Here is a 13,369-nt window from a genome sequence, read left to right as displayed (position 1 = left end):
CCTCGCTTGATCTGCGCTCGCTTCAATCGCCCAGCGTCACGACACGGCCCTCGCGCCGCGACAGCGAGGCAGCTTCGGCCAACTCCAGCGCTTTCAGGCCGTCGGCGACCGAGGTGCGCACCGGCACGCCCTGCGTCACGGCTTCGTGAAAGTGCGCCATTTCGCGCGCATAGGCCGCGCGATAGCGTTCGAGGAAGAACGCCTCGGGCACGTCCTGCGCGACAGCGGTCTTCGACCACGCGACCACCTCGGTCGGCTTCATGTTGCCCGCCTGCAGCATGCCCTCGCTGCCGAGCACCTCGAAGCGCTGGTCGTAACCATAGGCCGCGCGCCGCGCCGTGTTGATCTGGCAAAGACGCCCGCGCTTCGTGCGGATCGTCACCGCCGTCGAATCGATGTCGCCCGCGTCGGCAATCGCCGGGTCGGACAGGCAGCTGCCTGTGGCATGCACGCTCACCGCCTCGTCGTCGAGGATCCAGCGGAAGATGTCGAAGTCGTGGATCAGCATGTCCTTGAAGATGCCGCCCGAGTGCTTGATGTATTCGACGGGCGGCGCGCCCGGGTCGCGGCTCGTGACGATCAGCATTTCCGGCGTGCCGATCTCGCCAGCATCGAGGCGCGTCTTGAGCGCAGCGAACGTGGGATCGTAGCGGCGCTGGAAGCCGATCATGGCCACGACGCCCGCGCGCTGAACGGCTTCTGCGCAGGCGCGCGCGCGCTCGATGGTCAGATCGACGGGCTTTTCGCAGAAGATATGCTTGCCCGCTGCCGCCGACTTGAGGATCAGTTCGGAGTGCGTATCGGTGCTCGAGCAAATTACCGTGGCGCCGATCGAAGCGTCGCCGAACGCGGCGTCCACATCCACGACCTGCGCGCCGTGCTGTGCGGCGAGCGCGGCGGCGGCTTCGCGATTGACATCGATCACGTACTTCAGACGCACGCCCGGCTGGCGCGCGAGATTGCCCGCATGAATGCGGCCAATGCGCCCCGCGCCGAATACCGCCACATCCAGCGTTGTCGCTGCGCCGCTTGCTGCACTAGTCATCGTATCCTCCGGTGTCGGTCGATTCTTCCACGTTGAGTTCGAGCCGGTACGCAAGCGCAATGAAGAGCGCCTGGCACAGGCAGAAGGTGCTGGTAAGCGAGCGGAACGCGAACGCGCTCCCTTCCTTCACATAGAGCTGCGCGTTCGCGTGGCGCGCGAGCGGCGAAAGCTGGCTGTCGGTGATGACGAGCGTCCTGGCGTGGTGCTGCTGCGCCACGCGCAGGCAGTACTGCGTTTCTTTGCCGTAGGGTGCGAAGCTGATGGCGATCACCACGTCGCCCTTCTTCACGCCGCGAATCTGTTCGTGGTACATGCCGCCGAGCCCCGAGACGAGGTGCACGCGCTTGCGCGTGTGCTGCAAGGCATAGACGATGTAGCTCGCCACCGGAAACGAGCGGCGCACGCCGATCACGTAGATGTTGTCCGCCTGCTCGAGCATCTTCACGGCTTCGTCGAACTGCGCGCCGTCCAGGCCGGCTTCGAGTTCGTCGAGCCCGCTGCGGCACGCGCCGATGAACTCGCGTGCCACGGCGCCGCCCATGTCCGGGCTCGCTTCGCCTTCCTTGGCGTCGATCAGTTGGCGAATGCGCTGCTGATAGCTCGTGGCCGAGGCGCCTTGCCCCGCATAGGCCTGACGGAACACGGCCTGGAGGTCGGAGAAGCCCGAGAAGCCGAAGCGCTGCGCAAAGCGCACCACCGCCGAAGGATGCACGCCGCAGCTCGCGGCAATGTCGCTCGTACGGTCCATCATCACGCTCGCGCGGTGCTGCTCGATGTAGGTCGCGATGCTTTTCAGCTGACGCGGCAGCGCCTCGTAATCGTGGGCGATGCGCTGCATCAATTCGTCTACGCCTGTTACGGCGTCGGTTGTGTCATCCGCCATGATTGTTTTCCTCGGCTGGTTGCCGCACTGCCGCAAAGCCTTACCAGGCTTCGATTCCACGGCATGCCGACGGAGCCGATTATAGGCAGCGCGTCACACGAATGGAACAGATTTTCCATTTTTATTTGCAATGAAATTTTCGTTGCAAGTCGCGAGGCGATGTCCTACTCTTGTCGATGAGCGCGGCAGCTGGTGCAGGTAACAAGCGGCATGTCAAAAGCGCGGCTGCGGCATTCACCCCAAGAACGAACGACAGACCGAGAAAGGTGGAGACAATGACTCAACGCAAGGGCAAGACCATGCTCCGGAGGTTGGCCGCAGTGCTCGCGCTGGCAGCGGGCGTCACAGGTGCGAGCGTGCTCAGCGCGCAAACGGCGCAAGCCGCCGACGGCCATTTCGTGCTGATCAGCCACGCGCCCGATTCCGACTCGTGGTGGAACACGATCAAGAACGCCATCAAGCAGGCCGACGAAGACTGGAACGTCGAGACCGACTACCGCAATCCACCCAACGGCGACATCGCCGACATGTCGCGCCTGATCGAACAGGCCGCCGCGCGTAACTACGACGGCGTGATCGTGACCATCGCCGACTACGACGTGCTCAAGAGCTCGATCGGCAAGGTCACGCAAAAGAAGATTCCGCTCGTGACGATCAACTCGGGCACCGAGGAACAGAGCGAGAAGCTCGGCGCGATCATGCACGTGGGTCAGCCCGAATACGTGGCGGGCCACGCAGCCGGCGAAAAGGCCAAGGCCGCGGGCGTGAAGTCGTTCCTGTGCGTGAATCACTTCGCGACCAACGCCGTGTCGTTCGAACGCTGCCGCGGATTTGCCGATGCGCTCGGCGTGGACTACAAGAGCTCGACAATCGACTCCGGCCAGGACCCGACGGAAATCCAGTCGAAGGTGAGCGCGTATCTGCGCAACCATCCGAACACGGGCGCGATCCTCACGCTCGGCCCGGTGCCGGCGGCCGCCACGCTCAAGGCGATCGACCAGATGGGCCTCGCGGGCAAGATCTACTTCTGCACGTTCGACTTCTCGGATGACATTGCCAAGGCGATCCGCGCAGGCACCATCCAGTTCGCGATCGACCAGCAGCCGTACCTGCAGGGCTACATCCCCGTGGCCGTGCTCGCGATCGTGAAGAAGGAGCACACCACGGACCCGCAGAAGATCCGCCAGATCCTCGAAGCGAATCCGAAGTTCAAGCAGCGCCTTGAAACCTATGGCCTGCAGCCCTCGTACGGTCCGAAGAACATCCGCTCGGGTCCGGGCTTCATCACCAAGGAGAATCTCGACAAGGTCGTGAAGTACGCAGGTCAGTATCGCTAAGCATTTTTTGTCAGCCACGCGCGGCGGTGGCTAGCATCTTCCGATGCCCATCGCCTCTCGCCAGCCTCGCCGCGCGCCATTCACCGGGTTGCTTCTACTGCAAGGCAGTCGCTTGTGGGGAATGCGCTCGGGTATTTGAGCCAACGCAGACGCGAATGCGCCCGCCACGGCCGATCGCCTTGCACGAGACCAGCGTAAGGCGCTAAAGCACCAACTCTGGTCGATACAGGAGACATCATGGGTGTAGCCGGCAAACACTTCCCCTCGCACGCTCAGGAAGACGGCGCGCAAGACGCGCCCGCGCCGCAGCCAGGCGCCAGCGACGAACGCGTGCGCCGCGAATCGTGGTTCGGCCATCTGCTCGGCCGCCCCGAATTCGCCGCGATTTCCGGCACCGTGCTGGTCTTCGCCGTCTTCGCGATCGGCGCGGGCGGCTCGGGCATGTTCGATCTCGACGGCGTGATGAACTGGTCCCAGGTCGCCGCCTACCTCGGCATCCTGAGCGTCGGCGCGTGCCTGCTGATGATCGCCGGCGAGTTCGACCTCTCCATCGGCTCGATGATCGGCTTCGCCGGCATGATGGTGGCGATCCCCACGATGTACTTCCACTGGCCCATCGCGCTTTCCATTCTGTTCGCGTTCGTGGGCTGCACCGCGCTCGGCGCGCTCAACGGCTACCTCGTGATGCGCACGCGGCTGCCTTCGTTCATCGTCACGCTCGCGTTCCTCTTCATCCTGCGCGGCCTCACGCTTGCGCTCTCGATCATGTTCGCGGACCGCACGATCGTCTCGGGCGTGGGCGACGTGGCCAAAGCCGACTTCGTGACCAACCTGCTTTTTCATGGCACGGCGTTCAAGGGCCTCTTCGTCGCGCTTGCGCATATCGGCATCGGCAGGATGCTCGAAAACGGTCAGCCGCTCGTGCCCGGCGTGCCCAAGGTGATTCTCTGGTGGTTCGCGCTCGTGGCGATCGGCGCATTCGTGCTCGCCAAGACGCGCTACGGCAACTGGATTCTCGCCGTGGGCGGCGACGCCAACGCCGCGAAGAACGTGGGCGTGCCCGTGAAGCGCGTGAAGATTTCGCTCTTCATGCTCACCGCGTTCTGCTCGTGCCTGTTCGCCGTGCTGCAGGTGTGCGACATCGGTTCGGCCGCTGCCGACCGCGGGCTGCAGAAAGAATTCGAAGCGATCATCGCCGCGGTGATCGGCGGCACGCTGCTCACGGGCGGCTACGGCTCGGTGATCGGCGCAGCATTCGGCGCACTCATCTTCGGCGTCGTGCAGATCGGCATCACTTACACGAACATCGATTCGGACTGGTTCCGCGTGTTCCTCGGCGTGATGCTGCTCATTGCCGTGCTCTTCAATCACTATGTGCGCCGCCGCGTCGCGCAATCGTAAGCCGGAGGCTCAAATGTCCGACACTCAAAACACCGCAGACGGCGACACGATTCTCGCGCTCGAGAATGTCAGCAAGTACTTCGGCAAGGTCATCGCACTGAACGGCGTCACATTGCGCTTGAAACGCGGCGAGGTGCACTGCCTGCTCGGCGACAACGGCGCGGGCAAGTCCACGCTCATCAAGACACTCGCCGGCGTGCACCAGCCGACCTCCGGCCAGTACTTCGTGGACGGCAAACCCGTAATGTTCGATTCGCCGAAAGACGCGCTCGATCTCGGCATCGCCACCGTCTACCAGGATCTCGCGCTCGTGCCGCTGCTCTCGGTCGCGCGCAACTTCTTCATGGGCCGCGAGCCGCAAAAGAAGCTGTTCGGCTTCATCAACGTGATGGATCTCGATTCGAGCGCCGCGATCGCGAAGGACCGCCTCGCCGGAATGGGCATCAACGTGCGCGACCCGCATCAGGCCATCGGCACGATGTCGGGCGGCGAGAAGCAGTGTCTCGCGATCGCACGCGCCATTCACTTCGGCGCACGCGTGCTGATTCTCGACGAGCCGACCGCCGCGCTCGGCGTGAAACAGAGCTTCAATGTGCTCAAGCTGATTCACGCCGCACGCGCAAAGGGCATTTCGGTGATCTTCATCACCCACAACGTGCACCACGCCTACCCCATCGGCGACTCGTTCACGCTGCTCAATCGCGGTCGCTCGCTCGGAACCTACACGAAAGACACGATCAGCAAGAACGAAGTGCTCGACATGATGGCGGGCGGTGCGGAGATGCAGAAGATGATCGCCGAACTCGACGGCGCGACCATCTGAGCACGAGCGCACGGCACAGCTCCCAACAGGAATACACATGGCCCTGACTCATTCAACCCCGCCCCGTTCCACCCCAGGCCGTTTCGCCGCCGGCCGCAGCCGCGACATCGTCTGCCTCGGACGCCTGGGCGTCGATCTCTACGCTCAACAGGTGGGCGCGCGGCTCGAAGACGTCTCCACCTTCGCGAAGTATCTGGGCGGCTCCTCGGCGAACATCGCCTTCGGCTGCGCGCGCCTTGGCCTGAAGTCGGCCATGCTCACGCGCGTGGGCGACGACCATATGGGGCGCTTCCTCGTCGAAACGCTCACGAAGGAAGGCTGCGACACGAGCCATGTGCGCGTGGACCATGAACGCCTCACGGCGCTCGTGCTGCTGGGCCTGAAAGACCGCGACACGTTCCCGCTGATTTTCTACCGCGAGGACTGTGCCGACATGGCCGTCGATGCGGGCGACTTCGACGAAGCCTTCATCGCCTCCTCGAAAGCGCTGCTCATTACCGGCACGCACTTCTCGACCGAACAGGTGAATCGCACGAGCCTCACCGCACTCGACTACGCGCGCCGCAACAACGTGCGCACCGTGCTCGACATCGACTACCGTCCCGTGCTCTGGGGCCTCACCGGCAAGGCGGACGGCGAGACGCGCTTCGTCGCGAGCGAAGGGGTGAGCGCGCATTTGCAGCGCATCCTGCCGCATTTCGATCTCGTGATCGGCACCGAGGAAGAGTTCCGCATTGCAGGCGGCAAGGAATCGCTCGTCGATGCGCTCAAGCGCGTGCGCGAAGTCACGGAAGCGACGCTGCTCGTCAAACGGGGGCCGCTCGGCTGCCAGATCGTGGAAGGCGCGGTGCCCGTCTCGATGGACGATTTGCCCATGCAGCGCGGCGTGGAAGTCGAAGTACTCAACGTGCTCGGGGCGGGTGACGCTTTCGCCTCCGGCTTTCTTTCGGGCTGGCTGCGCGACGCCTCGCTCGAAGACTGCGCGCGCTCGGCCAACGCGTGCGGCGCCCTCGTCGTCTCGCGGCACGGCTGCGCGCCCGCCATGCCGACGCCCGTGGAACTCGACTACTTCCTGCGCGAAGCGGCCGCCGACCCCGTACGCATGCGCCGCCCCGACCGTGACGCGACGCTCGCGCGCCTGCATCGCGTGACACCCGCGCGCAAGCGGCACGACGAAGTGCTCGGCTTCGCGTTCGATCATCGCAACCAGTTCTTCGATCTCGCGCAGCAAACCGGCGCTAGCGAAGCGCGCATTTCGTATCTGAAGAATCTCTTCGTCGAAGCGGTCGCGCAGACCGAACGCACGCTCGGCTTGCAGGGACGCATCGGTGTCCTGATCGATGACCGCTACGGCCAGGATGCGCTCAACGCCGCAACCGGCCGCGGCTGGTGGATCGGCCGCCCGGTCGAGTTGCCGGGCTCCGTGCCGCTCGTGTTCGACCATGGCCGCTCGATCGGCACGACGCTCGCGTCCTGGCCCATCGACCACACGGTGAAGTGTCTCGTGCAGTTCCATCCCGACGAGCCCATCGAACAGCGTCTCGAACAGGAAGCGCAGCTGCGCGCACTTTACGACGCCACCCAGGCGAGCGGCCACGAACTGCTGCTCGAAGTGATTCCGCCGAAGCTTAACGGCAAGCCGAATGCACCCGATACGGTCTATCGCGCGCTCAAGCGGCTCTACAACATCGGCCTCTATCCGGAGTGGTGGAAGCTCGAACCGACGGGCGCCGCGCAATGGCGCGAGATCGACGCGCTGATCGCCGAACGCGACCCGTATTGCCGCGGCGTCGTGCTGCTCGGACTCTCCGCGCCGATCGACCAGCTCGTGGAGGGCTTTCGCGCGGCGGCCGTCTCGAATACGTGCCGGGGCTTCACAGTGGGCCGCTCGATCTTCTATGAACCGAGCCTCGCCTGGCTCGCAGGCGAAATCGGCGACGACGAGGTGATCGCCCGCGCGCGCCGCGCCTTCGAAACGCTGATCGGCGCGTGGCGCGCTGCGCGCACCGACGCTCGAGGTGCGCACGACAATCATGAGGAGAAGGCGGCATGAATCAACGCATTGCTCCTGGCGACTACGCCGCGCAGGAAAGCGCGCAGAACGCAGTACCCGCGGCACACACGAGCACCGTGCGGCTTACGGCGGCGCAGGCGCTCGTGCGCTATCTCGCTGCGCAGCGCGTGGCGAGCGAGGACGGCTCAGGCCGTACGGAGCCGCTATTCGGCGGCGTGTTCGCGATCTTCGGTCACGGCAACGTGGCTGGCATCGGGGAAGCGCTTTATCAGTATCGGCACGAACTGCCCACGCTGCGCGCGCAAAACGAGCAGGCCATGGCGCACAGCGCGATCGCCTATGCCAAGGCGCATTTTCGCCGCCGCATGATGGCGGTGACGACCTCGATTGGCCCCGGCGCGACGAATCTCGTCACGGCGGCCGCGCTTGCGCACGTGAACCGCTTGCCGGTGCTGCTGTTGCCCGGTGACATTTTCGTGTCGCGCGAACCCGATCCGGTGTTGCAGCAGATCGAGGACCTGCACGACGGCGGCCTCTCCGCTAACGACGCGCTGCGCCCCGTCTCGCGCTACTTCGACCGCATCGTGCATCCCGCGCAGCTGCTCACGGCGCTGCCGCGCGCGCTGCGCGTGCTCACCGACGCCGCGCTCTGCGGCCCCGTCACGCTCGCGCTGCCGCAGGACGTGCAGGCCATGGCATGGGACTATCCGGCGAGCTTCTTCACGCCGCGCCTCGTGACATTCCACGCCCCAGCGCCTATTCAGACCGAGATCGATGCGGCGCTTATGCAGTTGCATCGCGCGAAGCGCCCGCTCATCGTCGCGGGCGGCGGCGTGCTCTATTCGCGCGCCTCGCAGGCCTTGCAGACGCTTGCGGCCTCGCGCGGCATACCCGTGGCCGAAACGCAGGCGGGCAAAGGCTCGCTCGCGTGGGACGATCCGCTCAACGTCGGCGCGCTCGGTGTGACAGGCTCGCCCGCCGCCAACGAACTGGCGCGCGACGCCGACTGCGTGCTCGCCGTGGGCACGCGTTTGCAGGACTTCACGACCGGCTCGAACTCGCTCTTTGCGAACGCGCATGTGATCGGCGTGAACGCCAACGGCTTCGACGCGCTCAAGCACGACGGCCTCGCCGTGCAGGCCGACGCGCGCCAGGCGCTCGCTGCGCTCAACGACGAACTGATCAACTGGCGCGCCGACGCGAACTGGACCGCCCGCGCCCAGCGCCTCGCGGGCGACTGGCGCGCGAGCATCGAGCGCATCACGCACGCGCCGCAGGAACGCAACCGCCTGCCCTACGACGCCGATGTGATCGGCGCCGTGCAGCGCTCGTCGAGTCGTTCGTACACCGAAGACATTGTCGTCTGCGCGGCCGGCACGCTGCCCGCCGAGCTGCACAAGCTCTGGCGCGCGGGCCAGCCCGGCGCCTATCACGTCGAATACGGCTACTCGTGCATGGGCTACGAGATCGCGGGCGGCCTGGGCGCGAAGCTTGCGCGGCCCGATCGCGAGGTCATCGTCATGGTGGGCGACGGCAGCTATCTGATGATGAACAGCGAGATCGCCACCTCGGTCATGCTGGGCGCGAAGCTCATCATCGTCGTGCTCGACAACCGCGGCTACGGCTGCATCAACCGGTTGCAGCAGGCTTGCGGCGGCGCGCCGTTCAACAACCTGTTCGACGATTGCGCGCAAGGGCCGCTCGGCGCCCCTCGCATCGATTTCGCCTCGCATGCGCGCTCGCTCGGCGCGCAGGCCGAGCACGTGGCGAACGTCGCGGAACTCGAAGCGGCGATGCAACGCGCGCGCGCTTCGTCGCGCACTTACGTGGTCTCCATCGACACCGACCCCGCGCGCACGACGGAGGAAGGCGGCTGGTGGTGGGAGGTCGCCGTGCCCGAGGTGTCCACGCGCGCCACCGTGCGCGAGGCGCGCGAGCGCTATGAAGAGCAGGTCGCGCAGCGCAGCGGACGCGCGCAATCCAGCGACGACGAATCCGGCAACGCATAACGGCTCTGACGACACAGACATCGAGGAGCGCACATGAGCGCATTTGAAGTACGCATCGGCATCAACCCGCTGTCGTGGATGAACGACGACCTGCCCTCGCTCGGCGGCGAGACGCCGCTATCGCAGGCGCTGACCGAGGGCCGCGAGATCGGTTACGAGGGCTTCGAGCTAGGCAACAAGTTTCCGCGCGAGCCGCAGGCGCTCAGGTCGCTCCTCGCGCAACACGATCTATCGCTCGTCTCCGGCTGGTATTCGGGCATGCTCGCGCGACGCAGCGTGGAAGAAGAGATCGCCGCGGTCGAGAAGCATCTGGACCTGCTCGCACAGAACGGCGCGACCGTGATGGTCTACGGCGAGGTCGCCGATTCGATCCAGGGCGCGCCGCGTCCGCTCTACCAGCGCCCGCGCTTTTTCAGCGACAAGCAGTGGGACGAATACGCCGCGCGCGTGGACGCCTTCGCGCGCCATACGCTCTCGCGCGGCGTGCGGCTCGCGTACCACCATCACATGGGCGCCTATGTCGAAACGCCCGCCGACGTCGACAAGCTCATGGCGCGCACGAGCGACGCCGTGGGCCTGCTGTTCGACGCAGGCCATATGACGTTTGCAGGCGGCGACCCCGTCGCCGAACTCGACAAGCACATTGCACGCGTATGTCATGTGCACTGCAAGGACGTGCGCCCGGCAGTCATGAAACTCGCACGCAACCGCAACTGGAGCTTTCTCGACGCCGTGCTCGCAGGCGCGTTCACCGTACCGGGCGACGGCGCCATCGATTTTCCCGCGATCATCGCGCGCCTGAAGCGTCACGGCTATCGCGGCTGGCTCGTCGTCGAAGCCGAGCAGGACCCCGTAATCGCACCGTCGTACGAATATGCGCAAAAGGGTTACCGTACGCTGCGCACGCTCGTCGATGCGACGGACACCCCATCGAAGGAGGCAGCATGACTCTGCTGGTCAAGGCCGCGCGCGAAGGTCAGACGATCGCGCGCGTCACGCCCGACACCGCGGGCTGGCGCTATGTCGGCTTCGCCGCATACCGGCTCGAAGTGGATGAACTCGTCTATGTCAGTGAGCCCGATCGCGAGAGCTGCATCGTCGTGCTCTCGGGCTCGGTGGATATCGAGGCGGGCGGCGAGCGCTGGTCGAGCCTCGGCTCGCGCGACAGCGTCTTCGAAGACGCCGCGCCTTATGCCGTTTATGTGCCGCCCGGCGTGAAAGCGACGGTGCGCGCCAAGCGCAATGCCGAAGTGGGCGTGGCGAGCGCGCCCGCCAAAGGCACGCTGCCCGCTCGCCTCATCGAGCCCGCGCAGATGAAGCGCTCCACGCGCGGCAAGGGAGCGAATACGCGCTACGTCTGCGATATCCTGCCGCAAGACGCGCCCGCGGAATCGCTGCTCGTGGTCGAGGTGCGCACGCCTTCGGGCCATTCGTCGAGCTACCCGCCGCACAAGCACGACGCCGACCGCTTGCCGCACGAAAGCGCGCTCGAAGAAACCTACTATCACCGGCTCAATCCGCAGCAGGGTTTCGCGTTCCAGCGCGTGTACACTGACGCGCGCGATCTGGACGAAACGATGGCCGTGGAAAATCACGACGTCGTGATGGTGCCGCGCGGCTATCACCCGGTCGTCGTCCCGTATGGCTATGACTCGTACTACCTGAACGTGATGGCGGGCCCGACACGCGAATGGCACTTTCACAACGACCCGGCGCACGCGTGGATCATCGAGCGCGACGCGAAGTGACGCGTCCATAAAAAACGCCGCGTGTGAAACCACGCGGCGGCGTTTTTCATCGTGCCCGCAACGAGCAACGAACCGCAAGCGCTTCAAGCCAGCCGGAATTTCCCGACCAGCCGCTTGAGCACCTTTGCCTGATCGTCGAGCGATTGTGCGGCGGCGGTCGCCTCTTCCACGAGCGCCGCGTTCTGCTGCGTGCCGGCGTCCATCTGCGTGACCGCGCGGCTGATTTCCTCGATGCCCGAGCGCTGCTCGCGCGACGCCGCCGAAATTTCGCCGATGATGTCGTTCACGCGCCGCACGGCCTTCACGACTTCGTCCATCGTCGAGCCCGCGTCCTGCGCCAGCGTCGAGCCATTCGATACGCGCTCGACCGATGCGCCGATCAGCGTCTTGATCTCCTTGGCCGCCGCCGCGCTGCGCTGCGCGAGGCTGCGCACCTCGCCCGCCACCACGGCGAAGCCGCGCCCTTCCTCGCCCGCGCGCGCCGCTTCCACGGCGGCGTTGAGCGCGAGGATGTTGGTCTGGAACGCAATGCCCTCGATCACGCCAATGATGTCCGCGATACTCTTCGCGCTGTCGTTGATCTCCTGCATCGTCGCGACCACGCGCCCGACCACCGAGCCGCCCTTCTCCGCGATTGCCGAGGCATTGCCTGCGAGCGTGCTGGCCTGTTCGGCGTTTTCGGCATTCAGGCGCACCGTGGATGTGAGCTGCTCCATGCTGCTCGCCGTGCGCTCGAGCGCCATGGCCTGTTCTTCGGTGCGGCGCGACAGATCGAGATTGCCGGTCGAGATCTCGCCCGAGGCCGAGGCGATCGCCTCGGCGCTTGCGGCGATTTCGGCCACCGTGGTCGAGAGACCCTTCTGCATGTCGCGCAGCGCGCCCAGCATGCTCGCCGCGTCGCGTGCGTGAACCGTGACGGGCTGCGCGAGATCGCCGGCCGCGATCCGGGCCGCGATGGCCTTGGCATGCGCGGGCTCGCCACCCAGTTGCCGCGCGATGCGACGCACGACCCATTCGCTCACGAAGAACGCGAGCACGAACATGGCCACGGTCGCCACGGCCATCATCACGAACGACGACTTGAAGATGAACTCGGCCTTTTCGATGGTCGCCTTCGCGGCCGTCCCGCGCTGCGCGACGAGGTCGTTGACGAGCGTTTCGAGCTTGCCGGTCTCCACGAGCAGCGAGACGTCCTGCGTGCCCACCTGCCAGCTCATCTGCGAGAGATCGAGCGGCTGCTGCTTCACGAGCGTCACGAAGTCGCGCAGATGGCCGCTCCACACCGTCGTCGCATCGGCGAGCTTCTTTTGCAGGGCGAGCGCGTCGCCGCCCTGCTCCTGCGCGTACTGCTGCAGCTGGCTTATGCCGCGCTCCAGCGCACCGAGATCCTTGTCGATGTCCTGGCCTAGTTCGTCGCGCTCGCGCGCCGTGGTCGCGGTGAGCAGCATCTTCTGCGCGCGGCTCGCGCGCAGCACGTGGCCGCGCGCCTCCTCGGCGGCGCGGCTCGCGACGTAGCCCTGTTCGTAGATCGATTGCGTCGAGCCGTTCAGGCGGCTGATTTGCGCGAGCGAAATGGCGCCGATGGCGAGCGTGCCGATCAGCACCAGCGCGAAGGCGAGACGCAGTGTGGCCTTCACGGAAAGCCGCGAGCGGCGCGTCGCCGCGCCGGCGCGTCCCGTTTTGCGTTGCTGCGCGTGCGCCGCGCTGCCTGCCGGATCCTGCGGCACGAACCCTGCGTGCCCGCCGCCTTGCGATACTGCTTTCATTTTGGTCCCCAGCATTGTTGTCAGGCTCAGCGCCATCGTTCCTGATTTGCGCTACGCCTCAACCCCGGTCTACGGCACACCACCGCGCATTCTTTAACGCCTTCGCGCGCGCGGTGCGGCCCGTACTCCAGCCCCGTTTTGCGCACCTCGTGGGCGCGCATATCGGCGGTTTATACACGGCCAAAATGAGATGCCAAAAATCCCGCATCAATTTTGAGTATTCGTAACAGCCCCTTGCGGCATCGGGCCGCAGGGTAACGGCGCGCCACTCCTGTCCGATTCTCGACAAATCTTGTCCGTACAGTTCGAGCAAGACACATTACACTGCGCTCATAACTCTTAT

Annotated in this window: 10 protein-coding genes; 7 read left to right on the top strand and 3 right to left on the bottom strand. The window is 65.6% G+C overall.

Translation table 11 applies throughout. From position 1 onward, the window contains the following. Positions 1-22: 22 nt before the first annotated feature. Together iolG and AB4Y36_RS09720 are read right to left on the bottom strand one after the other, a co-directional pair. Entirely contained in the window at positions 23-1,045 is a 1,023-nt protein-coding gene (gene iolG / locus AB4Y36_RS09725) for an inositol 2-dehydrogenase (protein ID WP_368682851.1), read from the bottom strand. After that, the gene (locus AB4Y36_RS09720) at positions 1,038-1,928 is read right to left on the bottom strand and encodes a MurR/RpiR family transcriptional regulator (protein ID WP_368682850.1); all 891 of its coding nucleotides are present in this window, start codon (positions 1,926-1,928) and stop codon (positions 1,038-1,040) included. The genes iolG and AB4Y36_RS09720 overlap by 8 nt, the downstream gene beginning before the upstream one ends. Before the next feature lie 275 nt (positions 1,929-2,203). Here AB4Y36_RS09720 and AB4Y36_RS09715 point away from each other — a divergent pair, with 275 nt between their 5' ends. From AB4Y36_RS09715 to iolB, 7 genes are all read left to right on the top strand, one after another. After that, on the top strand, positions 2,204-3,265 hold the full coding sequence (locus AB4Y36_RS09715) for a sugar ABC transporter substrate-binding protein (RefSeq protein ID WP_069268672.1): 1,062 nt from the start codon (positions 2,204-2,206) through the stop codon (positions 3,263-3,265). A 237-nt stretch (positions 3,266-3,502) separates the two neighbouring features. Then, entirely contained in the window at positions 3,503-4,666 is a 1,164-nt protein-coding gene (locus AB4Y36_RS09710) for an ABC transporter permease (protein WP_342945963.1), read from the top strand. Between the two features lie 13 nt (positions 4,667-4,679). Then, the gene (locus AB4Y36_RS09705) at positions 4,680-5,489 is read left to right on the top strand and encodes an ATP-binding cassette domain-containing protein (RefSeq protein WP_069268674.1); all 810 of its coding nucleotides are present in this window, start codon (positions 4,680-4,682) and stop codon (positions 5,487-5,489) included. A 37-nt stretch (positions 5,490-5,526) separates the two neighbouring features. After that, a complete protein-coding gene (iolC, locus tag AB4Y36_RS09700; RefSeq protein WP_368682849.1) occupies positions 5,527-7,542 on the top strand; it encodes a 5-dehydro-2-deoxygluconokinase in 2,016 nt (671 codons plus the stop codon). Beyond that, on the top strand, positions 7,539-9,512 hold the full coding sequence (gene iolD / locus AB4Y36_RS09695; RefSeq protein WP_368682848.1) for a 3D-(3,5/4)-trihydroxycyclohexane-1,2-dione acylhydrolase (decyclizing): 1,974 nt from the start codon (positions 7,539-7,541) through the stop codon (positions 9,510-9,512). Before iolC ends, iolD begins: the two co-directional genes overlap by 4 nt. A 33-nt stretch (positions 9,513-9,545) precedes the next feature. Then, a complete protein-coding gene (iolE, locus tag AB4Y36_RS09690; RefSeq protein WP_368682847.1) occupies positions 9,546-10,460 on the top strand; it encodes a myo-inosose-2 dehydratase in 915 nt (304 codons plus the stop codon). Further along, the gene (gene iolB / locus AB4Y36_RS09685; protein WP_069268677.1) at positions 10,457-11,260 is read left to right on the top strand and encodes a 5-deoxy-glucuronate isomerase; all 804 of its coding nucleotides are present in this window, start codon (positions 10,457-10,459) and stop codon (positions 11,258-11,260) included. The genes iolE and iolB overlap by 4 nt, the downstream gene beginning before the upstream one ends. Positions 11,261-11,343: 83 nt before the next feature. Here the strand turns inward: iolB and AB4Y36_RS09680 are convergent, their stop codons facing one another. Then, positions 11,344-13,026, bottom strand: a complete 1,683-nt coding sequence (locus AB4Y36_RS09680) for a methyl-accepting chemotaxis protein (RefSeq protein WP_368682846.1) — start codon at positions 13,024-13,026, stop codon at positions 11,344-11,346. Between the last annotated feature and the right edge of the window lie 343 nt (positions 13,027-13,369).

Source organism: Paraburkholderia sp. BR10936 (assembly GCF_040965735.1).
GTDB classification, from domain to species: Bacteria; Pseudomonadota; Gammaproteobacteria; order Burkholderiales; family Burkholderiaceae; genus Paraburkholderia; species Paraburkholderia nodosa_A.
Note: the sequence above shows the minus strand (reverse complement) of the source record. Positions and strands in the feature narration are given on the sequence as shown.

Coding starts and splice junctions, on each gene's coding strand:
- AB4Y36_RS09705 (WP_069268674.1), top strand. CDS start 4,680: ATGTCCGACACTCAAAACACCGCAGACGGCGACACGATTCTCGCGCTC.
- AB4Y36_RS09680 (WP_368682846.1), bottom strand. CDS start 13,026: ATGAAAGCAGTATCGCAAGGCGGCGGGCACGCAGGGTTCGTGCCGCAG.
- AB4Y36_RS09715 (WP_069268672.1), top strand. CDS start 2,204: ATGACTCAACGCAAGGGCAAGACCATGCTCCGGAGGTTGGCCGCAGTG.
- iolD (WP_368682848.1), top strand. CDS start 7,539: ATGAATCAACGCATTGCTCCTGGCGACTACGCCGCGCAGGAAAGCGCG.
- iolC (WP_368682849.1), top strand. CDS start 5,527: ATGGCCCTGACTCATTCAACCCCGCCCCGTTCCACCCCAGGCCGTTTC.
- iolE (WP_368682847.1), top strand. CDS start 9,546: ATGAGCGCATTTGAAGTACGCATCGGCATCAACCCGCTGTCGTGGATG.
- AB4Y36_RS09720 (WP_368682850.1), bottom strand. CDS start 1,928: ATGGCGGATGACACAACCGACGCCGTAACAGGCGTAGACGAATTGATG.
- AB4Y36_RS09710 (WP_342945963.1), top strand. CDS start 3,503: ATGGGTGTAGCCGGCAAACACTTCCCCTCGCACGCTCAGGAAGACGGC.
- iolB (WP_069268677.1), top strand. CDS start 10,457: ATGACTCTGCTGGTCAAGGCCGCGCGCGAAGGTCAGACGATCGCGCGC.
- iolG (WP_368682851.1), bottom strand. CDS start 1,045: ATGACTAGTGCAGCAAGCGGCGCAGCGACAACGCTGGATGTGGCGGTA.